Genomic DNA, 20,139 nt, shown 5'->3' with positions numbered 1-20,139 from the left:
CGCGCCCCTCCCCTCGTCATCGTCTCGAACGGGTCGCCATGCGCCTGAACGTCTCCGCCTGGGCGATCCGCAACCCGATCGCCCCCCTGGTCCTGTTCCTCGTGCTGGTCGTGCTCGGCCTCGTGAGCTTCCGGGGGCTCGCCGTCACCCGCATGCCGAACGTCGACGTGCCGGTGGTCTCGGTGTCGATCACGCAGGCGGGCGCCGCGCCGTCCGAGCTTCAGCCCCAGGTGACGAAGTGGGTCGAGGACTCGATCGCGGGCGTGCGCGGGGTGAAGCACATCACCTCGACCATCACCGAGGGCTCGTCGGTCACCACCGTCGAGTTCCGCCTGGAGGTGAACACCGACCGCGCCGTCAACGACGTGAAGGACGCAATCTCCAAGATCCGGGTGAACCTGCCGCGCACCATCGACGAGCCGGTGATACAGCGCGTCGAGATCACCGGCCTGCCGATCCTGACCTACGGGGTGCGGGCGCCGGCGATGACCCCCGCCGACCTGTCGTGGTTCGTCGAGGACCGGGTCGCCCGCGCCCTCCAGGGGGTTAAGGGGGTCGGCGGCGTCGAGCGGCTCGGCGGCGTCGCCCGCGAGATCCGCGTCGTCCTGAAGCCGGACCGGCTGCTCGCGCTCGGCATCACCGCCGCGGACGTGAACCGGCAGGTGCGCCTGACCGCCGCCGACATGGCGGGCGGGCGCGGCGAGGTCGGCGGCCGCGAGCAGTCGATCCGGGCGCTGGCCGCCGCCCGCAGCGTGGCCGACCTGAAGGCCACCTCGATCGTCCTGCCGGGCGGCCGCAAGGTCCGCCTCGACGAGCTGGCGCGGGTCGAGGACGGGGTCGAGGAGCCGCGCACCTTCGCCCGCTTCGACGGCGAGCCGGTGGTCGCCTTCGCGGTCTCGCGCGGCTCGGGGGCGAGCGACGCCGCGGTGGCCGAAGGCGTCGAGGCGCGCATCGACGCCTTCCGCGCGGAATTCCCCGAGATCCGGTTCGACCGGATCGATTCCTCGGTCGCCGCGACGCTCGGCAGCTACGATTCGGCCATGCACACCCTGGTCGAGGGGGCCGTGCTCGCGGTGATCGTGGTGCTGCTGTTCCTGCGCGACTGGCGCGCCACCCTGATCGCCGCGACCGCCCTGCCGCTCTCGGTCTTCCCGACCTTCTGGGCGATGGACGCGCTGGGCTTCACCCTCAACGGCATCAGCCTGCTCGCGATCACGCTCGTGACCGGGATCCTCGTCGACGACGCCATCGTCGAGATCGAGAACATCGTCCGGCACATGCGGCTGGGCAAATCCCCCTACCGGGCGGCGATCGAGGGCGCCGACGAGATCGGGCTCGCGGTGATCGCCATCACCGCCACCCTGATCGCGGTGTTCGCCCCGGTCTCGTTCATGGGCGGCATCGCCGGGCGCTACTTCGTCCAGTTCGGGCTGACCATCGCCGTGTCGGTGTTCATGTCGCTCCTGGTGGCGCGCCTGATCACGCCGATGCTCGCCGCCTACTTCCTGCGCGACCACGGGCCGGAGCACGAGCGCGAGGGGCCGGTGATGCGCGCCTACGGCCGGATCGTCGGGTGGTCGGTGCGCCACCGGGTGATCACGCTGCTCGCCGGGCTCGGCCTGTTCGCCGCCTCGCTCGCCTCGACGGCGCTGCTGCCCTCGGGCTTCCTGCCCAAGCAGGACAACGCCCGCACCCTGTTCATGGTCGAGCTGGCACCCGGAGCCCGCCTCGCCGACACGATCGCGGTGACCGACCGGCTCGCGGCGCGGATCCGCGCCCTGCCGGAGGTGACCTCGGTCTTCGTCGACGGCGGCCGGCAGGCCGGGGGCCGCAAGGAGACGCGGCTCGCCACCCTGGTGGTCAACCTCACGCCGAAGGCCGCGCGGGCGAAGTCGCAGGCCGCGGTCGAGACCGAGGTCGCCGGCCTGCTCGCCGACGAGCCCGACATCCGCTCCTGGACCCTGCGCGAGAACGGCAACCGCGACCTCGCGCTCGTGGTGAGCGGCCCCGACGCGGGGGTGGTCAAGGACGTGGCCGCCCGCCTCCAGCGCGACATGGCCGCGATCCCGCACCTCGTGGCGGTGATGTCGACGGCGCCGCTGGACCGCACCGAGATCCGCATCCGCCCGAAGCCCGGCGCGGCCGCCGACCTCGGCGTGACCACCGACGCGCTGGCCGAGACGGTCCGGGTCGGCACGATCGGCGACATCGGCATGAATCTGGCCAAGTTCAACGCCGGCGACCGGCAGGTGCCGATCCGGGTGCAACTGCCCGAGAGCGCCCGCGGCGCCGTCTCGCGGCTGGAGAACCTGAAGGTCCAGGCCAAGGACGGGGCGGCGGTGCCGCTGGCCGCGGTGGCCGACATCGCCCTCGACCAGGGCCCGGGCGCCATCGACCGCTACGACCGCGCCGTGCGCGTCGCCGTGGAGGCCAACATGGAGGGCTCGGACGCGCTCGGCTCGCTGATCCAGCAGGCGCTCGCGACGCCGACCGCCAAGGCCCTGCCGCCGGGCGTGACGATCAAGCAGACCGGCGACGCCGAGATCATGGGCGAGGTGTTCTCCGGCTTCCTGATGGCGATGGGGGCCGGGATCATGATGGTCTACGCCGTGCTGGTGCTGCTGTTCGGCAACTTCCTCCAGCCGCTGACCATCCTGTTCTCGCTGCCCCTGTCGATCGGCGGGGCGATCCTCGGCCTGCTGCTGCTCGGCATGCCGATCTCGATGCCGGTGGTGATCGGCATCCTGATGCTGATGGGGCTGGTGACGAAGAACGCGATCATGCTCGTCGACTTCGCCGTCGAGGAGATGCGCGCGGGCGTCGATCCGGTCACCGCCATCGTCGATGCCGGCCGCAAGCGGGCGCGGCCGATCGTGATGACCACGATCGCCATGGCCGCCGGCATGGTGCCCTCGGCGATGGCGCTCGGGGTCGGTGGCGAGTTCCGCGCGCCGATGGCGGTGGCGGTGATCAGCGGCCTGATCGTCTCGACGCTGCTCTCGCTGGTGTTCGTGCCGGCGGTGTTCCTGCTGGTCGACGGCCTGTCGCGCCGGCTCGGGCGCGGCCTCGGCCGCCTGGTCGGCCCCCGCGACGAGGCGGGGAGCGCGCCGCTACCGCATTCCGCCGCCCGATGACGGCGGCCCCTTCGACGGAGAACCGATTGACCCCGATCCTCACCCGCTTCGCCACCGCCGCCCTGGTCGCGCTCCTGGCCTATGCCTGCGGCGGCCCGGCCCGGGCCGCGGAGCCGGTCGGCACGTGGCTGACGGAGGATGGGCGCGCCCGGGTGCGGACAGAGCCCTGCGCCGCGGACGCCGCCCGCCTGTGCGGCACCGTCGTCTGGTTGCAGAAGCCCCTCGACGAGGACGGCCGGCCGCGCCGCGACCGCTACAACCCCGACCCGCGCCGGCAGGCCCGCCCCGTCCTCGGCCACCAGATGCTGCTTGGCCTGGGCGCGACCGCCGAGGGGCGCTACGCGGGCCGGATCTACAACGGCGACAACGGCAAGTTCTACGACGTGACGGTGTGGAGCGAGACCCCCACCGCGCTGACGGTGAAGGGCTGCATGCTGACGGTGTTCTGCGGCTCGCAGACCTGGACGCGGGTGACCGAGCCCGCGCCGGGCCAGCTCCGCGGCGCCACCGGCGCGCCGGACGGCCCCCGCCTCGACCCGGAATGGGCGGCCAGACCCGCCGTTGGGACGGCTCCGAAGACCCCTCCGGCCGGGAAGGCCGCGCCGGCCCAGTAGCACGCCGTCAATCCGGGATTCCGCACGATCGGTCGGACGAAGGGCGGGCCGGCGGTCCTGCCGGAGCGTCCCGATGCCGCGAGGCCCGCGGCCGGGCCGCCGGAACAGGGCGGGCCCGCGCGCGATTGCCGGGCCGGACGCCCCCTCCGGACGCGAGACAGCCCATGCTCCGCATCGCCGCCGCTCTCCTGGTGACCCTCGCGCTCGCCCCGGTCTGCCGGGGTGCGGAGGCGGCCCAGGACGCCGCGCAGGACGCCGCGCAGCAAACGGCGCAGCCCGGCGCCGACGCGCTGAAGCCGATGCTGCGCAGCGACGACCTCGTGTTCAACGGCATCACCCGGTCGCGGGACGGGCGGCTGTTCTCGCCGTTCCAGCGGCAGACGAAGGGCAAGGGGCTCGAACTCGGCGAGTGGCGCGACGGCAAGCCGGTCGCCTACCCCGACGAGGCCTGGAACGCCTGGAAGCCCGGCGACGACCCGGCCAAGGCGTTCGTCGCCGTCAACGCCATCCGGATCGGCCCGGACGGCGACCTCTGGGTGGTCGACAAGGGCGCGCCGGGCATGGGCGAGGCGCCGCTGCCCGGCGGCCCCAAGCTCGTGCAGATCGATCTCGCCGGCAACACGGTGCGGCGGGTCTACCCGCTCGGGGCGGCGACCACCGAGCGGAGCTTCATCGACGATTTCCGCTTCAACGGCCGCAACGTCTACCTGACCGATGCCGGCCAGCCCGGCCTCGTGGTGCTCGACCTCGACTCGGGCCGGACGCGGCGCGTCCTCGACGGGCACTGGTCGACCATCGCCCAGCGCCCGCTGACCGGCCAGGGCCGGGTGCTGCGGGACGACAAGGGCAAGCTCCTGTTCATCCACGCCGACCAGCTCGAAGTCTCCCCCGACGGCAAGACGTTCTACTATCAGGCCTGCACCGGCCCGCTCTACAGCATCGAGACCCGATGGCTCGACGACGCGGGGGCGAGCGACGCCGAGCGCGCCCGGCACGTGAAGCTCTTCGCCCCCACCGTGGCGACGGGCGGCACCGCGATCGACGCGGACGGGACGATCTACGCGAGCGACACCGACGGCCTGCGGATCCTGAAGATCGCCCCCGACGGCACGACGAGTACGCTGGTGCAGGACCCGCGCCTCGTCTGGGTGGACGCGCTGTGGATCGACGAGACGGGCGGCCTGTGGATCCCCGCGGCGCAGATGAACCGCACGCCGGCGATGAACGGCGGCGAGGCCTCGGCGGTGAAGTTCCCGACCACGGTCTACCGCATGGAGATCGGCGCCAAGCCGCTGCGCAATTGAGCCGCCGCGCCCCCGAGCGTTCGGCGCAGATGGCGACCTTCTTCACCGCCGACACGCATTTCGGCGACGCCCACATCCTCCGCCACCGGGCCGCGCGCTTCGCGAGCCTGGAGGCGCACGACGCCGGCCTGATCGCCGCCTGGAACGCGGTCGTCGGGCCCGACGACACGGTCTGGCACCTCGGCGACTTCGCCGCCGGGGCGAGCCGCCCCCGCTGCGCCGAGATCTTCTCCGCCCTCAACGGCCGCAAGTTCCTGGTGCGGGGCAACCACGACACCAACCGGGTGCTCGACCTGCCCTGGGCCGCGCCGCCCGTGGAGAGCGCCCGGATCACGGTGGCCGATGGCGGGGGCCGCGAGCGGCGACTCTACCTCGCGCACTACGCCCACCGCGCCTGGCCCGGCCTGTGGCGGGAGACGCGCCACCTCTACGGCCACAGCCACGCCACCCTGCCCGACACCCGGATGTCCTGCGACGTCGGCGTCGACGCCTGGGACGACCGGCCGGTGACCCTCGACGCCCTAATCCGGCGCCAGGACGCGGCGGAGCAGGTGCCGGAGGAGATCGCCCGCGACCGCGCCCGCTGACGCGCGGGGTGCGGCATCGGCGTTCGAACGGCGTGCGAACCGGGACGGTCCGCGGCCGGTTGTGCGGCCATGAGCGCTCATGCAACCACCGATCCTGCAACCCTCGATCCCGATCCCGACGCGATCGCCGGCGAGGTGGTCGACGCGCGCCGGCGCGAGATGGCGGTGGAGCACCTGCTGTTCGGCACCATCCGCTTCGTGGCGGCCCGGCACCCGGAGCTGCTGGACGCCCTCGACGGCAGTCTCGACCATCTGTGGGACAAGTCGGAGGGCACGGCGCGCGACGACGAGGCGGTGCGGGCGATCGCGCGGCGCTTCATCAAGAGCCTGCGCGCCGAGACCTGAGGGCGAGGCCTGAGGGCGAGACCTGAGGGGACGCGGCGCTTCGGGGGGACGGGGATGGGGGTGGATCAGGCGTTCGGGCGGCACCCGGGGGCGAAGCGCGGCCGTCGCGCCGGTCGGGGTCGCGGATGATCCCCGCGATGCTCCCACCCCCGGCCATCGTCCGGGCCGCGGAGGCCGCGGCGGCGGTCTTCGCCGAGCGCGCCCCGCGGCACGACCGGCACGGCGCCTTCCCGCGCGAGGACATCGACGGCCTGCGCGAGGCCGGGCTGCTGGCCGCGCCGCTGCCGGTGGCGCTCGGCGGCGCCGGGCTGTGCGAGGCGGGCTCGGCCGACGCCCTGGCGGCGGTGCTCGCGGCGGTCGGCCGCGGCAGCCTCGCCCTGGGCCGGCTCTACGAGGGCCACGTCAACGCCCTCGCCCTGGTGCTGCGCTACGGGTCGGACGACGCCCGCGACGCGCTGGCCCGCGACGCCCGCGACGGCCACCTGTTCGGCGTCTGGAACACCGAGCCCGACCCCGGCGGTCTCACCCTCGACGGTCCGGAGCTCGCGGGCGCCAAGAGCCTCGCCTCGGGGGCGGGCCACGTCACGCGCCCCCTCGTCACCGCCCGGCTCCCCGACGGACGGCGGCAGATGCTGGTCGTCCCGCTGGAGCGGGGAACGCGCGCCGACCTCGCCGACTGGCGCGCGCACGGCATGCGTGCCTCCGCCACCGGCACGGTGGATTTCTCCGGCCTGCGCGCGGCCGACGCCCACGCGGTCGGCGAGCCGGACGCCTATTTCCGGCAGCCGTTCTTCTCGGCCGGGGCGTGGCGCTTCCTGGCGGTCCAGCTCGGCGGCATCGAGGCGGTGGTCGAGGCGCACCGGGCGCACCTGCGCGCCACCGGCCGGGGCGGCGACCCGCACCAGCGCGCCCGGCTGGGGCAGGCGGCGCAGGCGGCCGAGACCGCCCGGCTGTTCGTGCGCGGCGCGGCGCGGATCGCCGCGGCCGAGGCGGACGAGGATCCCGAGCGGGTGGTCGCCTACGTCAACCTCGCCCGCGGGGCGGTGGAGCGCGCCGGGCTCGACGCGATCGCGCTGGCCCAGCGCTCGGTCGGCCTCCAGGGCTTCCTCGAAACCCACCCCCTGGAGCGGCTGATCCGGGACCTGGCCACCTACCTGCGGCAGCCCGGCCCCGACTACGCGCTCGACCGCGCCGCCGCCTACGTCCACGACGCGGGGGCGCCGGTCCATCGGCTGTGGCCGTGAGGGGCGCTCAGATCCCCGCGTACCAACTGAAGCCCAGCTCGCCGACCATGCTGCCGCGGCCCTGGCCGATCCCGTCGACCCGGTCCACCGCCTCGATGCTGGCGAGGTACTTCAGCGACTTGTAGCCGAGCTGGCGCTCGACCCGCAGCCGCACCGGGGCGCCGTGCTTCACCGGCAGGTCGCCGCCGTTCATGCCGTAGGCGAGGATGGTCTGCGGGTGCAGGGCGTCGAACAGGTCGTAGGTGTCCCACCAGCCGTCGACGGTGCGGATCACGAGGAAGCGCGCCTCCGGCTTCAGACCCGCCGCCAGCAGCACCTGCGACAGGGGCACCCCGGTCCACTGGCCGATCGCCGACCAGCCCTGCTCGCAGGCGTGCAGGGTGATCTGGGTGCGGGCCGGCATCGCCTTCAGGTCCGCAAGGGAGAAGGCCATCGGCCGCGCGACGAGCCCGGTCACCGGCAGGCGCCAGTCGGAAAAGCCCGCGGCCTTCGAGCGGCGATAGGCGGGATCGTCCGGGTCGACCGTGTTGATCGTCGGGAAGACCGCCGAGATCGCCTCGGGGCCGAACTCGCGCACCAGCGGCTGGTGGCGCAGCAGCCAGCGCTGCACGTGGAAGGTCAGCCAGTCGCTGGCGCCGTAGAGGCCGCCCCGGCCCGGCCCGTCCGCGACGAGGTCGCAGCCGCCGAGCCCGGCCGCCGCGAGGCCGGTCGCGCCGACGAGAAGCCCGCGGCGGGTCACATCGCTCATCGCCGGTCCCTCCGCTCGGGCCGTCCCAGGATCATCGCCCGCATCAGCGCGCGGGGGCCGTTGGCGAGCACCTGCCAGAGGTGGACGGCCAGGAACAGCACCAGCCCGCACCCGGTGAGGAAGTGGACGGTGCGCGCCGATTGCCGGCCGCCGAACAGCGTGAACAGCTCGGGGAACGCCGCCGTCACCCCGGGCGCCATCGTCAGCCCGGACAGCAGCATGGTCGGGGCCAGCACCAGCAGCACCGCGAGATAGGCAAGCTTCTGGAGGGCGTTGTAGCGCGGCGCGTAGGCTGCCCGCGGGTCGCCCCCCAGGCTCAGGTGGTCGCGGACCTCGCCCGCGAGATGGGCCGGGCGGACCTGGTCGCGGTCGGGCCAGAGCCGCCGGTACAGGCGCCCGCCGAGGGCGGCGGCCGCGAGGTAGAGGCCCCCGGCGATCACGAAGGCCCAGGCCGAGAGGAAATGCAGGTTGCGCCCCCAGCCGGTCTGTTCGAGGTTCACCGGCAGCGGCAGGCTCACCCAGGCCGGCGCGTCGTTGGCGCCGGTCTCGCCCCAGAACAGCTTCGGCAGCGCCAGCAGGATCGCGACCCCGCTCACGGCCAGCCCGAGGAAGGCGGCGGCGCCGATCCAGTGGGCGGCGCGCACCCAGAGCGGGTGGCGCGCGTGCTCAAGCCTCGACCCGCCCACGCCCATCTCGCGCCGTCCCACAACCAGAAGATCGCACGGGCCACGGGCGGGATCCAGGCGCGCGGGATCCAGGCGCGCGGGATGCGGCGTCGCGGCTCACGCCCGGCGGGCGCCCAGCGCGGCGCCGAGCAGCAGGGCCGCGCCGGCGCCGGCCGCGAGCAGCCCGACGCTCAGGGCCCCGGCCGAGGGCACGCCCTTGCGCGCCCGCCAGCCGCCGTCGGCGGTCGTGCCCCGCGCGACCGGCTCCCGCAGGGCGCCGTTGTCCCGCGGCCCGGGATCGGCCCGGTCGAGGGCGAGGCGGAATCCCAGGCCCATCAGGTGCTCGGTCGGGTACGGGGCCAGCGCGTAGCCGACTTGGGCGAGGCGGGCCGGCCAGCCCACCGCCGTCTCGTCGCGCGGGCGCAGGGCGAGGCGCAGGTAGGTCCGGGCCACGTCCTCGGGGGCGTAGTACAGGTGGCCGGGGTTGAGGCGCTTGCCCGAGACGTTGGCGCCGTGCTCCAGCCCGGGCGTGTCGACGATGGCCGGGAACACCGCGCAGACGTGGACGTCCCGGTGGCGGGCGAGTTCCTGGCGCAGGCTCGCCGAGAAGCCGCGCAGGCCGAACTTGCTCGCGGTGTAGGCCGCCGCGAACGGCGTCGGCGCCCAGCCGCCCATCGAGACGGTGTTGATCAGCGTGCCGCGCCCCCGGCGCAGGAAATGCGGCAGGGCGGCGTAGGCGCCGTGCATGGCGCCGAACAGGTTCACCTCGACGGTGCGCCGGTGCAGGTCGAGGGGCGCGTCGAGATAGGGGCCGAACACCCCGACGCCGGCGTTGTTGATCCAGACGTCGAGGCCGCCGAACGCGCGGAGCGCCCCCTCCGCCAGGGCGGCGACGGCGTCCGGATCGGTGACGTCGGTCGGGATCGCCTGCACGGCGCCGCCGCGGGCCCGGATCGCCCCGGCGATGTCGTCGAGCACCGCGCCGCGGCGGGCCGCCAGCACCACCCGGGCGCCGCGCGCCGCGAAGGCCTCCGCGGCGGCGCGGCCGATCCCGCTCGACGCCCCGGTGATCACCACCGTCCTGCCGCGCAGATGCGCCATGCCCGTCCCCCGTCCGCATCCGGATCACGGTCGGCGAACCCGCCCCGGGGAACACCTGTTCCCGCGGCGGCGCCAGCCGATCCGGCCTGCGGCGATCCGCGCGGCCGCCGTCTCCCGCCGGAAAAGCCCGGCGCAGGAAGGACGCGAAGCGCGAGGATACGGGAGCGTCCCGAAGAAGTTGTTTCGTCGTTGCAGCCGCACCCTGAACGCGAGGCAAGGACCCGTCGATGCCCTCCCCCCGCCCGGACCGCGCCGACGCGCGCGCCTCGACCGTGTGGACCCTGGCGCTGGCCACGGCGCTGCTCGGCCTCGTCGCCCTCCCCCGTCGCGGCGGCGCGGACGCCGCGCCCCGGCGCTCCGCGAGATCGCCTCAGGGCGATGATGCGGCCCGCCGCACGGCGCCCTCGCACGCGGGCTCGGATGCCCGGGCGACCGCCCACGCCGAGGCCGACCGCGGGCGCCGCGCCGCGCACCCGGGCGAGATCCCGGCCAAGGGCTGGAAGGACATCGGCTTACGCACCTACCGCGACGTGGGCGAGAACCGGGTCACCCTGGTCTCGGCCGGGGTCACGTTCTTCACCCTGCTGGCGATCTTCCCGGCCATCGCCGCACTGGTCTCCTCCTACGGGCTGATCGCCGACGCCGCGACCATCAACGACCAGCTCGCCAGCCTGCAGGGGGTGCTGCCGCAGGGGGCGCTGGACATCGTCGGCGAGCAGGTCCGGCGGTTGAACGAGAAGGGCGACGCCACGCTGGGCCTGAGCCTCGTCACCGGCATCGCCCTGTCGGTGTGGAGCGCCAACGGCGGCGTGAAGCACGTGTTCGACGCGCTCAACCTCGTCTACAACGAGCGCGAGAAGCGGGGCTTCATCAAGCTCAACCTCATCTCCCTCGCCTTCACCGCCGGCGCCCTGCTGTTCCTGATCCTGGCGCTCACCGCCGTCGTCGCCGTGCCGATCGCGCTGCGCTATATCGGCCTCGGTGAGGGCGGGTGGTGGCTCGCCCTGCTGCGCTGGCCGGCGCTGCTCCTCGCGGTGCTGCTCGGGCTGGCGGTCCTCTACCGATACGGCCCGAGCCGGGACGCGCCGCGCTGGCGCTGGGTGACCCCCGGCGGCCTGCTCGCCGCCGGGCTGTGGCTCGTCTGCTCGCTGCTGTTCTCGTGGTACGTCGCCAACTTCGGAAGCTACGACAAGACCTACGGCTCGCTCGGGGCGGCGATCGGGTTCATGACCTGGATCTGGCTCTCGACGACGATCATCCTCGCCGGTGCGCAGCTCAACGCCGAGATGGAGCACCAGACCGCCGAGGACACCACGGTCGGCGCCCCGCAGCCGCTGGGCACCCGGGAGGCGCACATGGCCGACACGGTGGGCGCCGCCGCGGAGTAGGCGCGCCGGCCCGTCCCGGCGCGGTCCGGCGGGCACGGCGCCTGCAACCACCGGCCGTGCCATGCCGCTCGCCCTCGCCCCCCGTGCCGATCTGGGACAGCCCCGCCCCGAACCGGGACGGCGCGCGCGCGGGCGCGCGCCGATGATCGCCCGGCACAGCCTGATCTACGTCGGCTCGCGCGGCTTCGCCGCGGCGCTCAACATGGGCTCGGTGGCGGTGTTCACCCGGCTCGCGCCGGTGGAAAGCTACGGCGGCTACCTCTACCTGCTGTCCTGGGCGCTGGTGCTCTACGGCGCCACCTGCCAGTGGCCGAAATTCGCGTTCTTCGCCCTCTACGACGAGGCCCGGGAGCCGGCGCAGGTCGGCACCGTCGTGCGCATCCTCGGCGGCACCCTGCTGCTCGCGGGCCTCGGCGCGGCGGCGGCCTCCGCCCTCGGGCTGGTCTCGCCGCGCGCGGCGGCGGCGATCCTGGCGCTGGCGATGGGCACCACCCTGTTCGAGGGCTCCACCGAGATCGCCCGCACCCGGCTCAAGGCGGGGGCGGTGGCGGCCTCGGTGATCAGCCGGGCCGTGCTGATCCTCGGGCTCGGCAGCCTGTCGCTCCACGCCTCGGGGGATCCCCTGCACCTCGCCCTGGCGGTGGCCTGCGCCAACGCGCTCGGCGCCCTGCCGGCGGCGCTGACCATCATCCCGCTGATGCCCGGCCGCGGCAGCCGGGCCGAGGCGCTGCGCCTGTTCGCCTACGGCTGGCCGCTGGTCCTGTCCTTCGGCACTGCCGCGCTCGGCCAGACCCTCGACCGGCTGATCGTCGCCGAGACGGTCGGGCCGGCCGGGCTCGGGGCCTACGGCGCCATCGCCGACTTCCTGAAGCAGAGCTTCGTCGTGTTCGGCGAGGCGATCGCCCTGTCGCTGATCTCGATCGCCAAGCGCGAGGCGCGGGCGGGGGGCATGGCCGCGGCGGGCGGGGTGCTGCGCGACGCGGCCCGCGCCATGGGCCTGATCGCCGCCTTCGGCGCGGTGTTCTTCCTGTGCTTCGACGACCTCGTGATCGGCGTGCTGCTCGGGCCCGACTACCGCGCCGAGGCCCAGGCGCTGGCGCCGGTGCTGATCCTGGCGAGCATCCTGATGATGTTCCGCGCCTACTACTTCGGGCAGGTGATCTACTTCACCCGCTCCAGCCGGCTGGAGGCCTGGGCCGCCTTCGCCACGCTCGCCACCGTCGCCGCGGCGTCGCTGGCGCTGATCCCGCCGCTGGGCGCGATGGGGGCCGCCTTCGCCTTCGCCGGGGGGCAGGCGGCCGCCTGCCTCGTGCTGGTGCTCGGTGCCCGCCGGGCCGGCACCGCCCTGCCGCTGCCGCTCGCGGACATGGCGGGCATCGCCGGCGGCGCGCTCGCCTGCGGGCTGACCGTGGTCGCCATCGGCCTGCTGCCCGGCGGCCTGACCGCCGCGGGGCAGGTGCTGCGGCTGGCGGTGCTCGCGGGGGGCGCCCTGATGGTCGCGTGGCGCTACGACGTGCTCGGCCTCGCGGGGGCGCTGCGCCGGCGGCTCGCCTCGTGACCGGCGCGGCTCACGCCCCGCTGCCGGGCGGCGCCGTCGCGGCGGTCCGGCCGCTCGATCCCGGCGCGCCGTGGATCCCGGCCTGGCGGGCGCTGGGGCGGGCGGCGGCGATCCCCAACCCGTTCTACGAGGCGGGCTGCGCGCTCGCCGCCCGCGCCGCGTTCGGCGCGGGGGTGCGGCTGCTCCTCGTCGCCGACCGGCCGCCGGAGGAGTCGGGCGCGCGGATCGTCGCCGCGTGGCCGTTCCGGCGGGACCGGCGCCGCTGGGGCCTGCCGCTGCCGCTGCTGATGGGCTGGACGCACGGCTACGGCCCGTTCGGGGCGCCGCTGCTCGATGCCGCCGCGCCCGAGCGGGCGCTCGCCGCCCTGCTCGCCGCGCCCCGGGCGCTCGGCCTGCCGCCGCGGCTGCTGATGCCCAACGCCCCCGCGGACGGGCCGCTGCCCGCGCTCCTCGACCGGCTGGGCGCGCGCCGCGCCGCCTACTGGCCGCACGCCCGCGGGATGCTCGACCTCGAAGGCCTGACGCCCGCGGCGCGGGCCGGCTATCTCGGCCACCTCTCGGGCAAGCGGCGGCGCAAGCTGCGGCTCGCCCGCGAGCGCCTGGAGGCGGGCGGGCCGGTGACCCTGGAGATCCTCGACGCGCCCGAGGCGTTCGGCGCGGCGCTCGACGACCACGTCGCCCTGGAGGCGGCGGGCTGGAAGGGCCGGGCCGGCACCGGCCTCGGCCAGCGGCCGGAGGAGGCCGCCTTCCTGCGGGCGCTCGCCGCCGATCTCGGGGCGGAGGGCCGGATGCGGATCGCGCGCCTGCGCCGGGGGGACCGCACGCTCGCCTCGGCGATCGTGCCGCTGACCGGCTCCGAGGGCTGGGTCCTGAAGATCGCCCACGACGAGACCGAGCCGGAGGCCGCCCCCGGGGTTCAGCTCGTCCACCGCCTCACCGAAGCGGCGCTGGCCGACCCCGCCTGGGCGCGGATCGATTCCTGCGCGCCGCCGGACTTCGCCCTCGGCACCACCTTCTGGACCGGGCGGCGGGACATCGCCCACCTCCTCGTCGAGGCGGGGCGCGACCCGCTGTTCCCGGTGGCGGCGGCCCTCGAGCGCGCGCGCGAGCGCGTCGCCCGGGCCCGGCGAGGCGCTCGGTGAGCGCTCAGTCCCGCTCGTCGAAGCGACTCCGAAAAAATACCTCGCGGCCGGCGCCGTCGATCACCCGCACCGCCTGGGCCGGCTCCTCCCGGCGCTGCGGCACCCGGGCGCGGGCGAACAGGCGCAGCGCCCGCTCCTGCGCGCCCTCCAGGCTGCCGACGCGCACCGAGACGCGGGTGACGACCTCGGCGCCGTCGGGACCGATGACTTCGATGTGGAAGGTCTCGCGCAACCGGGTCCGCCCGTTCTATGAGGAGCGGCAGAGATAGGATGCCGCCGGTCGCGCGCGAAGCCGCCGCGTCGCCGCGGAGCCGATGACGTTTCCCGAGGGCATATCGTGGACCCGCTCAAGGCCGCCGCGGCGGTCGTCTTCTGCCTCGTCCTGTTCGTCCTGGCCTTCCGGCTGACCCGGCGGCTGATGGACCTCGCCATCGACGCGGGCCACGCCGAGGCGCGGCGGCGCGCGGCCGAGGGCCTCCCGGAGGAGTGAGCGGCGGAGGGCGCGGGTCAGCCGGCCGCCCCCGTCTGCCGCAGCGCCTCGCCGACGATCATCGCCGCGGCGACCGCGACGTTGAGCGAGCGCATCCCCGGCCGCATCGGCACCACCACCCGCGCGTCCGCCGCGGCGTGGACGGCGTCGGGGACGCCGGCCGATTCGCGCCCGACCAAGATGCAGTCGCCGGGGCGGAAGGCGAAGGCGGTGTAGGGGGTCGCCCCCGTGGTGGTGGCGAGCACCAGCCGCGGGCCGGCCTCCCGCCGCCACGCCTCGAACGCCGCCCAGGACCGGTGCCGGGTCACGGCGAGATGGTCGAGGTAGTCGAGGCCCGAGCGGCGCAGGTGCCGGTCGGAGACGTCGAAGCCCGCCGGCTCGACGATCTCGACGGCGAGGCCGAGGCAGGCGGCCATGCGCAGCATCGTGCCGGCGTTCTGGGGGATGTCGGGCTGGTAGAGGGCGAGGCGGAGCATGCCGAGCCATCGCCCGGGCGCAAGCCGCCGTCAAAGCCGCGGCACCCGGCCGGCTTGCCCCGCCCGGGCGATCCGTGCTGTGCCTCGCGCGCCCGCACGGCGTCGCGCATCCCCCAGACTTTGCGCGCGACGTGCGCGCGAAGAGACCCGGTCCGGACCCATGCGACGCGCCCTCGTGCCCCTCCTCGCCTTCTGTCTCGGCCTCGTCGGCATCACCGGGGCGGCGGTGTTCGCCTTCATCCCGGACAAGGCGCCGATCGGCACCCCGTCGGTCGGCGGTCCTTTCACGCTGACCGACCAGGACGGGCGCACGGTCACCGACCGGGACTTCCTGGGCGCGACGCACCTCGTGTTCTTCGGCTTCACCCACTGCCCGGACGTGTGCCCGACGACGCTCCAGCAGATCTCCGACGTGCTCGCCGCGCTGGGCCCCCGGGCGAAGGGCATGCGCGTGGCCTTCGTGACGGTCGATCCCGAGCGCGACGACCCGGCGAGCCTGAAGACCTACCTGTCGAGCTTCGATCCGCGCATCACCGGGCTCACCGGCAGCCCGGAGCAGGTCGCCGCCACGGTGAAGGCCTATCGCGGCTACGCCAAGCGGGTCCCGGGCAAGGACGGCGACTACGTGATGGAGCACACCGCGCTCGTCTACGTGATGGACGCCCAGAACCGCTTCCTCGGCGCCCTCGACCTCTCGCGGCCGCCCGAGCAGACCGCGGCGCAGCTCGCCAAGAAGATCTGACCAAGAAGATCTGAGCCGATCCGATCCGCCGCGCGCAGGCGCGGCGGCCGTCCCTCACAGCACCATGCCGGCGTGGAAGCGGTCGGGGGAGAGCGGCAGCAGGAACTGCACGCCGAAACCGTCGTCGAAGTAGCGCACCAGCCGGGCCGGGGTGCTGCCGACCGTGACCAGGGTGTCGAGCGGCGGCCGGACCTCGCAGGCGAGCGCCGCGCCGGACGGCGAGATGTCGACGAGGCGGGCCGGGACGTCGCGGCCGGCGAGGCGCAGGATCACCGCCGTTTGCCGGGGGACGAGGCGCTCGTGGGTGCGTCCCTCGGGCAGGCCGAGCAGGTCGCGGTTGGCGAGCCACGTGAGCTGCGAGGCGATCTTGTCGCGCTTGCGGGGGCTCCCGGCCAGATGCACCGCGAAGCCGCCGCGGGTCTGGCGCACCACCAGTCCTTCGAGCCGGCCGATATGCTCCAGGTAGAGCACCACGCGCTCGCCGAGTTCGCCCGCCACGGCGCAGGTCAGGCGGACGCCGCCCGGCGACATGTCCACGGTCTGACAGGGGAACTCGCGCCGGTCGGCGAGCATGTAGCGGCCGAGCAGCGCCACCCGCACCCGCTGGTGGCGGCGCTGGTCCGAGGCATCGCCGCCGACGACGGGGCCCCTCGGAAGCAGGGCTGCTGTGGCGTAGACCGCGCTCATAACGCTTGGCTGGCCTCGCGGGCGGGTGAGGAGCCGGACGCTAAACCCTGCAAGGTTACGAAAGCCTTCTCCGAGAGGGCCGCGGGGGTCGAATTTAGACGGTTGCACGTGTCCGGCCACGCGTTGCTGCACGGAATGGTTGCACAACCCAGAGTTACTACAACTTATCTGCTCAGGCGCAGATGGATGTCCGTCACGGGCGAACCTGCCTTGCGGCGACGCCCATCCCGTCAGGCGCGTCCCCCGGTATGGACCAGGAGGTGGCCGCGGCGCATCGGCCCGGTGTCGTTGGCCGGGGGCTGATCCGGCCGGACGTCGGCCGGCTCGGGCCGGGCCAGGATGCGCAGGGACGTGGTGTCGGCCCGGGCGAGCGGCCGCAGGCCGATCCAGTGCGGCGTCCCCTCCGGGGTCAGCGTCCCGAGGGCCCGGATCTGCGTGCGGCCGCGGTGGCGCAGGGGCAGGAGCAGCAGTTCGAGGTCCAGCGACTCGCCCGCCGCGTTGGTGCCGCGCAGGCCCGCGACGACGCCGAGCGTGTCCTGGGCGACGATCTCGACGAGCCGCCACGGCTCGGCGGCCGGGCTTCCCCAGAGCTGGGCGAAGGGCAGGCCCTTCAGCTCCCGCCCGTAGAGTGCGCAGACCCGGGTGCCGGCGAGCCGGACCGTGGCCTCGCGCGCGGCCATGTCGAGTTCGAGGATCAGGCTGTCGGCGAGCAGGTGGCGGATCTCGCCGGGTTCGATCTCGGCCCGCTCGGGCGCCGAGCGCTCGCCGCGCAGGCGTTCCCAGTAGGCGTGCAGCTTGCGGCTCGTGGGATGCTTCATGGGTGCCCCGAAACGGTACGCCGGATGGTCCGCCGCCGGCCCGTTCCGGCACATCGGGCGATGCGGCGGGGCGATCCGGGGCGTTCGGGAGGCCGGGTCGCACGGGGCGTGCCTGGGATCGGGGCCGGGGATCGGGGCCGGGGATCGGGACCTGGGATCGGGAGCTGGGATCGGGGCCGGGACGCGCGCCGGGGCTTGCCCGCGCGGGCCGCGTCCCGACATGGTGGCGCATGGACGCCTCCCCCGACTTCCCGCGCCAGCGCCGCGCCCCCGTGTTCAACATGCCCGGCGTGGTCACGGCCTCGATCGGCGTGCTGCTGGCCATCCAGGGCGTGCGCGAGTACCTGCTGCCCGACACCCTCGACATCCGCGTCGTGCTCGACCTCGCCCTGGTGCCGGCGCGCTGGACGGTGTGGTTCGATCCCGGCCGCGCCGCCGAGGTGATCCAGGCGGCCGGCGCCGGCGATCCCGAGATGGCCGCCGCGCGCGAGGCCTTCGCCCGCTACATCGCCGGCGAGCACGCGTTGGAGCCGTGGACGCTCGCGAGCTACGCGCTGCTGCACGGCTCGTGGATGCACGTGATCTTCAACACCGTCTGGCTCGCCGCCTTCGGCTCGCCGGTGGCCCGGCGCTGCGGCGCGTGGCGCTACGGCCTGATCGGGCTCGCCGGGACGGTGGCGGGCGCGTTCCTGCACGTGGCGATCGACCCGTTGAGCGCCGCGCCGCTGATCGGCGCCTCGGCGGGGGTCTCGGCGCTGATGGCCGCCGCCGCGCGGTTCGTGTTCCAGCCGCCGGTCTCGGCCTACGCGCCGCCCGGGCAGACGCCCCCGCACCGGCCCGCCGAGACGATCCCCGAGCTGCTGCGCAACCGCACCGCGGTGTCCTTCCTGGCGATCTGGCTCGTCACCAACCTGCTGTTCGGCGTGGTCAGCATGCCGCTGCTGACCGAGAGTTCGGCGATCGCCTGGGACGCGCATCTCGGCGGGTTCGTCGCCGGCTTCCTGCTGTTCCCCTACATCGATCCCCGGCAGCCGCCGCGGGCGACGGCGCCGCGCTGAAGGACGGCCGCCGATCCCGCGCGAACGCCGCGGCGGCGCTTGCCAACCTTCGGGAACGGCCACACACTCGCCGCATTCCGACGAGCCGGGGCCGCAACCCGGCCGCCAGCGCAACCGGCGCGCCCCGGGCTGAGGCGCGCCAGACCCGCGTTCACAGGGAGAGGTTCATGACCGTCGCACGCATCCTCGCCGAGAAGGGCAGCTCCGTCGCCACCGTCGCGCCGGACAAGACCCTTGAGGACGTGATCCAGATCCTGGCCGAGAAGCGCATCGGCGCCCTGGTGGTGGCCCATCCCGACGGCTCGGTCGCCGGGGTCATCTCGGAGCGCGACATCATGCGCGCGCTCGCCCAGCACGGGGCGGCCACCTTCGATGCCCCGGTCTCGGACCACATGACCACCAAGGTCACCACCTGCGGCAAGTCCGCGACCATGGAGGAGGTCATGGAGATGATGACCAACGAGCGCTTCCGCCACGTCCCGGTCTGCGAGGACGGGCGGCTGGCGGGCCTGATCTCGATCGGCGACGTGGTCGCCCGGCGCATCGCCACCGTCGAGGCCGAGCACCAGGCGCTGCGCGACTACATCACCACCGCCTGAGCGCCGTCCGGGCGGGGCCGAGGCGCCGTCACACCCGCGCGGCCGCGCCCTCCAGCGCCGCGCGGATCCGCGGCAGCGCCGCCCGCGCCGCCCGGTGGCCGAGGGCGATCCCCTCGGCGGCCCGGTGGAAGTCGAACAGGCCGAAGGCGGCGACATCCGGCCCAACGGCCACGTCCGGCGGGTCGCGCTCCAGGCGGGCGCGGGAGATCCGGTCCTGGGTGATGTTGAAGGCGTCGAGCACCACCCGCGCCACCCCGGGCAGGGCCGCCTCGGCCGGGGCCCGGGGCCGCCCGGGCAGGCGGGCCCGCACCGCGTGCAGCAGGCCGCGGCGGGGGGCCGGCACCTCGCGGATCACCGGGCCGCCGGTGTCGCCGTTGAGGTTGACGCAGACCACGATCTCCGCCCCGAGCCCCCGGGCGAGCGCCACCGGCACCGGGTTCACCAGCGTCCCGTCCATCAGCAGCCGGCCGCCGTGGGGAACCGGCGGGAACAGGCCGGGGATGGCGTAGGAGGCGCGCACCGCGTCGATCACCGGGCCGTCGTCGAGGCCGATCTCGCGGCCGGTGCCGAACTCGGTGGCCACGCAGGCGAACCGCACGGGCAGGTCCTCGATCCGGCGCGCGCCGAGATCGGCCTCCAGCCGCCGCCGCAGGCGGTTGCCGGCGATCAGGCCCGCACCCGGCAGGCGCGGGTCGATCAGCCCGACCACCCGGCGCCGGGTCAGCGAGCGGGCGAAGGCCTCCAGCCGGTCGAGCCGCCCGGCGGCGTAGCAGGCGCCGACCACGGCGCCGATCGAGCAACCCGCCACCACGCTCGGCGCGAGGCCGGCCTCCTCCAGGGCGCGGATCACCCCGATATGCGCCCAGCCCCGGGCCGAGCCGCCCCCGAGCGCGAGGCCGAGCCGCGGGCCGGAGGCGGCCGGCCGCACCGGCTCGACCGCGCCGTGGGGGATGCCGGCGTCGTCCGGACGGGCCGCGCGCGCCGCGCCTCCGGTCCGGCTCATGCCCCGGCGGGCGCGAGGGCGGCCCGCCCCGCCGCGGCGTCCCAGGACACCGTCCGGTAGAAGCAGGCGCGGCGGCCGGTGTGGCAGCAGCCGCCGTCGCCGCCGACCTCCACGGTGATCAGCAGGGCGTCCTGGTCGCAGTCGGTGCGCATCTCGACGACGCGCTGGATCTGGCCGCTGGTGGCGCCCTTGTGCCAGAGCTCGCCCCGCGAGCGCGACCAGTACCACGCCTCGCCGGTCTCCAGGGTGCGCGCCAGGGACTCGGCGTTCATGTGGGCGAGCATCAGCACCCGACCGTCGCGGGCGTCGACCGCGATGCAGGCGACCAGACCGTCGCGGTCGAAGCGCGGGGTGAAGGCGGTGCCCTCCTCAACCTCGGCGCGGGCGCCGGGCGCGTCGAAGGCGGCTGCGCGGGTGGACATCGCTCCGATCCCGA

General features: G+C 75.0%; 22 protein-coding genes. 13 read left to right on the top strand and 9 right to left on the bottom strand.

Annotated features, from left to right (window positions below):
• Positions 1–38: 38 nt before the first annotated feature.
• From Q8W71_RS03855 to Q8W71_RS03830, 6 genes are all read left to right on the top strand, one after another.
• Entirely contained in the window at positions 39–3,134 is a 3,096-nt protein-coding gene (locus tag Q8W71_RS03855; protein ID WP_305524003.1) for an efflux RND transporter permease subunit, read from the top strand.
• Positions 3,135–3,160: 26 nt separating this feature from the next.
• The gene (locus Q8W71_RS03850) at positions 3,161–3,748 is read left to right on the top strand and encodes a DUF2147 domain-containing protein (protein ID WP_305524002.1); all 588 of its coding nucleotides are present in this window, start codon (positions 3,161–3,163) and stop codon (positions 3,746–3,748) included.
• Positions 3,749–3,912: 164 nt separating this feature from the next.
• Positions 3,913–5,052, top strand: coding sequence for an SMP-30/gluconolactonase/LRE family protein (locus tag Q8W71_RS03845; RefSeq protein ID WP_305524001.1), 1,140 nt, complete (start codon positions 3,913–3,915; stop codon positions 5,050–5,052).
• A gap of 29 nt (positions 5,053–5,081) precedes the next feature.
• Entirely contained in the window at positions 5,082–5,639 is a 558-nt protein-coding gene (locus Q8W71_RS03840; RefSeq protein WP_305524000.1) for a metallophosphoesterase, read from the top strand.
• Positions 5,640–5,798: 159 nt separating this feature from the next.
• Positions 5,799–5,984 (top strand): hypothetical protein, encoded by a 186-nt coding sequence (locus Q8W71_RS03835; protein WP_305524081.1) that lies wholly within the window; start codon positions 5,799–5,801, stop codon positions 5,982–5,984.
• 137 nt (positions 5,985–6,121) lie between these two features.
• The gene (locus Q8W71_RS03830) at positions 6,122–7,228 is read left to right on the top strand and encodes an acyl-CoA dehydrogenase family protein (protein ID WP_305523999.1); all 1,107 of its coding nucleotides are present in this window, start codon (positions 6,122–6,124) and stop codon (positions 7,226–7,228) included.
• 7 nt (positions 7,229–7,235) lie between these two features.
• Here Q8W71_RS03830 and Q8W71_RS03825 read toward each other — a convergent pair whose 3' ends face one another.
• The 3 genes from Q8W71_RS03825 to Q8W71_RS03815 form a co-directional block, all read right to left on the bottom strand.
• Positions 7,236–7,976, bottom strand: a complete 741-nt coding sequence (locus Q8W71_RS03825) for a molybdopterin-dependent oxidoreductase (protein ID WP_305523998.1) — start codon at positions 7,974–7,976, stop codon at positions 7,236–7,238.
• Entirely contained in the window at positions 7,973–8,662 is a 690-nt protein-coding gene (locus Q8W71_RS03820) for a cytochrome b/b6 domain-containing protein (protein WP_305523997.1), read from the bottom strand. Before Q8W71_RS03820 ends, Q8W71_RS03825 begins: the two co-directional genes overlap by 4 nt.
• A gap of 96 nt (positions 8,663–8,758) precedes the next feature.
• The gene (locus tag Q8W71_RS03815) at positions 8,759–9,742 is read right to left on the bottom strand and encodes an SDR family oxidoreductase (RefSeq protein WP_305523996.1); all 984 of its coding nucleotides are present in this window, start codon (positions 9,740–9,742) and stop codon (positions 8,759–8,761) included.
• 227 nt (positions 9,743–9,969) lie between these two features.
• Between Q8W71_RS03815 and Q8W71_RS03810 the strand changes: the two genes are divergently transcribed.
• The 3 genes from Q8W71_RS03810 (at position 9,970) to Q8W71_RS03800 (ending at position 13,830) form a co-directional block, all read left to right on the top strand.
• The gene (locus Q8W71_RS03810) at positions 9,970–11,130 is read left to right on the top strand and encodes a YihY/virulence factor BrkB family protein (protein ID WP_305523995.1); all 1,161 of its coding nucleotides are present in this window, start codon (positions 9,970–9,972) and stop codon (positions 11,128–11,130) included.
• A 142-nt stretch (positions 11,131–11,272) separates the two neighbouring features.
• Positions 11,273–12,688 carry a lipopolysaccharide biosynthesis protein gene (locus tag Q8W71_RS03805; RefSeq protein ID WP_305523994.1) on the top strand — a complete coding sequence of 472 codons (1,416 nt, stop codon included), beginning with the start codon at positions 11,273–11,275 and terminating at the stop codon, positions 12,686–12,688.
• Positions 12,685–13,830 carry a GNAT family N-acetyltransferase gene (locus Q8W71_RS03800; RefSeq protein ID WP_305523993.1) on the top strand — a complete coding sequence of 382 codons (1,146 nt, stop codon included), beginning with the start codon at positions 12,685–12,687 and terminating at the stop codon, positions 13,828–13,830. Before Q8W71_RS03805 ends, Q8W71_RS03800 begins: the two co-directional genes overlap by 4 nt.
• Before the next feature lie 4 nt (positions 13,831–13,834).
• Here Q8W71_RS03800 and Q8W71_RS03795 read toward each other — a convergent pair whose 3' ends face one another.
• On the bottom strand, positions 13,835–14,062 hold the full coding sequence (locus Q8W71_RS03795) for a hypothetical protein (RefSeq protein WP_305523992.1): 228 nt from the start codon (positions 14,060–14,062) through the stop codon (positions 13,835–13,837).
• Between the two features lie 105 nt (positions 14,063–14,167).
• Here Q8W71_RS03795 and Q8W71_RS03790 point away from each other — a divergent pair, with 105 nt between their 5' ends.
• Positions 14,168–14,320, top strand: a complete 153-nt coding sequence (locus tag Q8W71_RS03790; RefSeq protein ID WP_305523991.1) for a hypothetical protein — start codon at positions 14,168–14,170, stop codon at positions 14,318–14,320.
• Positions 14,321–14,337: 17 nt separating this feature from the next.
• Here the strand turns inward: Q8W71_RS03790 and Q8W71_RS03785 are convergent, their stop codons facing one another.
• On the bottom strand, positions 14,338–14,796 hold the full coding sequence (locus Q8W71_RS03785) for a tRNA (cytidine(34)-2'-O)-methyltransferase (protein WP_305523990.1): 459 nt from the start codon (positions 14,794–14,796) through the stop codon (positions 14,338–14,340).
• A gap of 160 nt (positions 14,797–14,956) precedes the next feature.
• Between Q8W71_RS03785 and Q8W71_RS03780 the strand changes: the two genes are divergently transcribed.
• Complete coding sequence (locus tag Q8W71_RS03780; RefSeq protein ID WP_305523989.1) at positions 14,957–15,538, top strand: SCO family protein; 582 nt, start codon at positions 14,957–14,959, stop codon at positions 15,536–15,538.
• 54 nt (positions 15,539–15,592) lie between these two features.
• On the opposite strand, the gene Q8W71_RS03775 is transcribed toward Q8W71_RS03780, so the two are convergent.
• Entirely contained in the window at positions 15,593–16,225 is a 633-nt protein-coding gene (locus Q8W71_RS03775; protein ID WP_305523988.1) for a PilZ domain-containing protein, read from the bottom strand.
• A 230-nt stretch (positions 16,226–16,455) separates the two neighbouring features.
• Positions 16,456–17,043 carry a PAS domain-containing protein gene (locus tag Q8W71_RS03770; protein WP_305523987.1) on the bottom strand — a complete coding sequence of 196 codons (588 nt, stop codon included), beginning with the start codon at positions 17,041–17,043 and terminating at the stop codon, positions 16,456–16,458.
• Between the two features lie 230 nt (positions 17,044–17,273).
• Between Q8W71_RS03770 and Q8W71_RS03765 the strand changes: the two genes are divergently transcribed.
• Both Q8W71_RS03765 and Q8W71_RS03760 read left to right on the top strand, forming a co-directional pair.
• Positions 17,274–18,101, top strand: a complete 828-nt coding sequence (locus Q8W71_RS03765) for a rhomboid family intramembrane serine protease (RefSeq protein WP_305523986.1) — start codon at positions 17,274–17,276, stop codon at positions 18,099–18,101.
• A gap of 167 nt (positions 18,102–18,268) precedes the next feature.
• On the top strand, positions 18,269–18,700 hold the full coding sequence (locus Q8W71_RS03760; protein WP_305523985.1) for a CBS domain-containing protein: 432 nt from the start codon (positions 18,269–18,271) through the stop codon (positions 18,698–18,700).
• Positions 18,701–18,728: 28 nt separating this feature from the next.
• Here Q8W71_RS03760 and Q8W71_RS03755 read toward each other — a convergent pair whose 3' ends face one another.
• Together Q8W71_RS03755 and hisI are read right to left on the bottom strand one after the other, a co-directional pair.
• Positions 18,729–19,703 (bottom strand): patatin-like phospholipase family protein, encoded by a 975-nt coding sequence (locus Q8W71_RS03755; RefSeq protein WP_305523984.1) that lies wholly within the window; start codon positions 19,701–19,703, stop codon positions 18,729–18,731.
• Complete coding sequence (gene hisI / locus Q8W71_RS03750) at positions 19,700–20,125, bottom strand: phosphoribosyl-AMP cyclohydrolase (protein WP_305523983.1); 426 nt, start codon at positions 20,123–20,125, stop codon at positions 19,700–19,702. The genes Q8W71_RS03755 and hisI overlap by 4 nt, the downstream gene beginning before the upstream one ends.
• Between the last annotated feature and the right edge of the window lie 14 nt (positions 20,126–20,139).

Origin of the sequence: Methylobacterium amylolyticum (assembly GCF_030700245.1) — a bacterium.
Lineage (GTDB): Bacteria > Pseudomonadota > Alphaproteobacteria > Rhizobiales > Beijerinckiaceae > Methylobacterium.
This window is presented reverse-complemented; position numbering and strand designations above follow the sequence as displayed.

Excerpts from the sequence above, each read along its gene's own strand:
- Q8W71_RS03855 (WP_305524003.1), top strand. The coding sequence starts at position 39 with ATGCGCCTGAACGTCTCCGCCTGGGCGATCCGCAACCCGATCGCCCCC.
- Q8W71_RS03845 (WP_305524001.1), top strand. The coding sequence starts at position 3,913 with ATGCTCCGCATCGCCGCCGCTCTCCTGGTGACCCTCGCGCTCGCCCCG.
- Q8W71_RS03840 (WP_305524000.1), top strand. The coding sequence starts at position 5,082 with ATGGCGACCTTCTTCACCGCCGACACGCATTTCGGCGACGCCCACATC.
- Q8W71_RS03835 (WP_305524081.1), top strand. The coding sequence starts at position 5,799 with ATGGCGGTGGAGCACCTGCTGTTCGGCACCATCCGCTTCGTGGCGGCC.
- Q8W71_RS03830 (WP_305523999.1), top strand. The coding sequence starts at position 6,122 with ATGCTCCCACCCCCGGCCATCGTCCGGGCCGCGGAGGCCGCGGCGGCG.
- Q8W71_RS03825 (WP_305523998.1), bottom strand. The coding sequence starts at position 7,976 with ATGAGCGATGTGACCCGCCGCGGGCTTCTCGTCGGCGCGACCGGCCTC.
- Q8W71_RS03815 (WP_305523996.1), bottom strand. The coding sequence starts at position 9,742 with ATGGCGCATCTGCGCGGCAGGACGGTGGTGATCACCGGGGCGTCGAGC.
- Q8W71_RS03810 (WP_305523995.1), top strand. The coding sequence starts at position 9,970 with ATGCCCTCCCCCCGCCCGGACCGCGCCGACGCGCGCGCCTCGACCGTG.
- Q8W71_RS03805 (WP_305523994.1), top strand. The coding sequence starts at position 11,273 with ATGATCGCCCGGCACAGCCTGATCTACGTCGGCTCGCGCGGCTTCGCC.
- Q8W71_RS03785 (WP_305523990.1), bottom strand. The coding sequence starts at position 14,796 with ATGCTCCGCCTCGCCCTCTACCAGCCCGACATCCCCCAGAACGCCGGC.
- Q8W71_RS03780 (WP_305523989.1), top strand. The coding sequence starts at position 14,957 with ATGCGACGCGCCCTCGTGCCCCTCCTCGCCTTCTGTCTCGGCCTCGTC.
- Q8W71_RS03775 (WP_305523988.1), bottom strand. The coding sequence starts at position 16,225 with ATGAGCGCGGTCTACGCCACAGCAGCCCTGCTTCCGAGGGGCCCCGTC.
- Q8W71_RS03770 (WP_305523987.1), bottom strand. The coding sequence starts at position 17,043 with ATGAAGCATCCCACGAGCCGCAAGCTGCACGCCTACTGGGAACGCCTG.
- Q8W71_RS03765 (WP_305523986.1), top strand. The coding sequence starts at position 17,274 with ATGGACGCCTCCCCCGACTTCCCGCGCCAGCGCCGCGCCCCCGTGTTC.
- Q8W71_RS03760 (WP_305523985.1), top strand. The coding sequence starts at position 18,269 with ATGACCGTCGCACGCATCCTCGCCGAGAAGGGCAGCTCCGTCGCCACC.
- Q8W71_RS03755 (WP_305523984.1), bottom strand. The coding sequence starts at position 19,703 with ATGAGCCGGACCGGAGGCGCGGCGCGCGCGGCCCGTCCGGACGACGCC.
- hisI (WP_305523983.1), bottom strand. The coding sequence starts at position 20,125 with ATGTCCACCCGCGCAGCCGCCTTCGACGCGCCCGGCGCCCGCGCCGAG.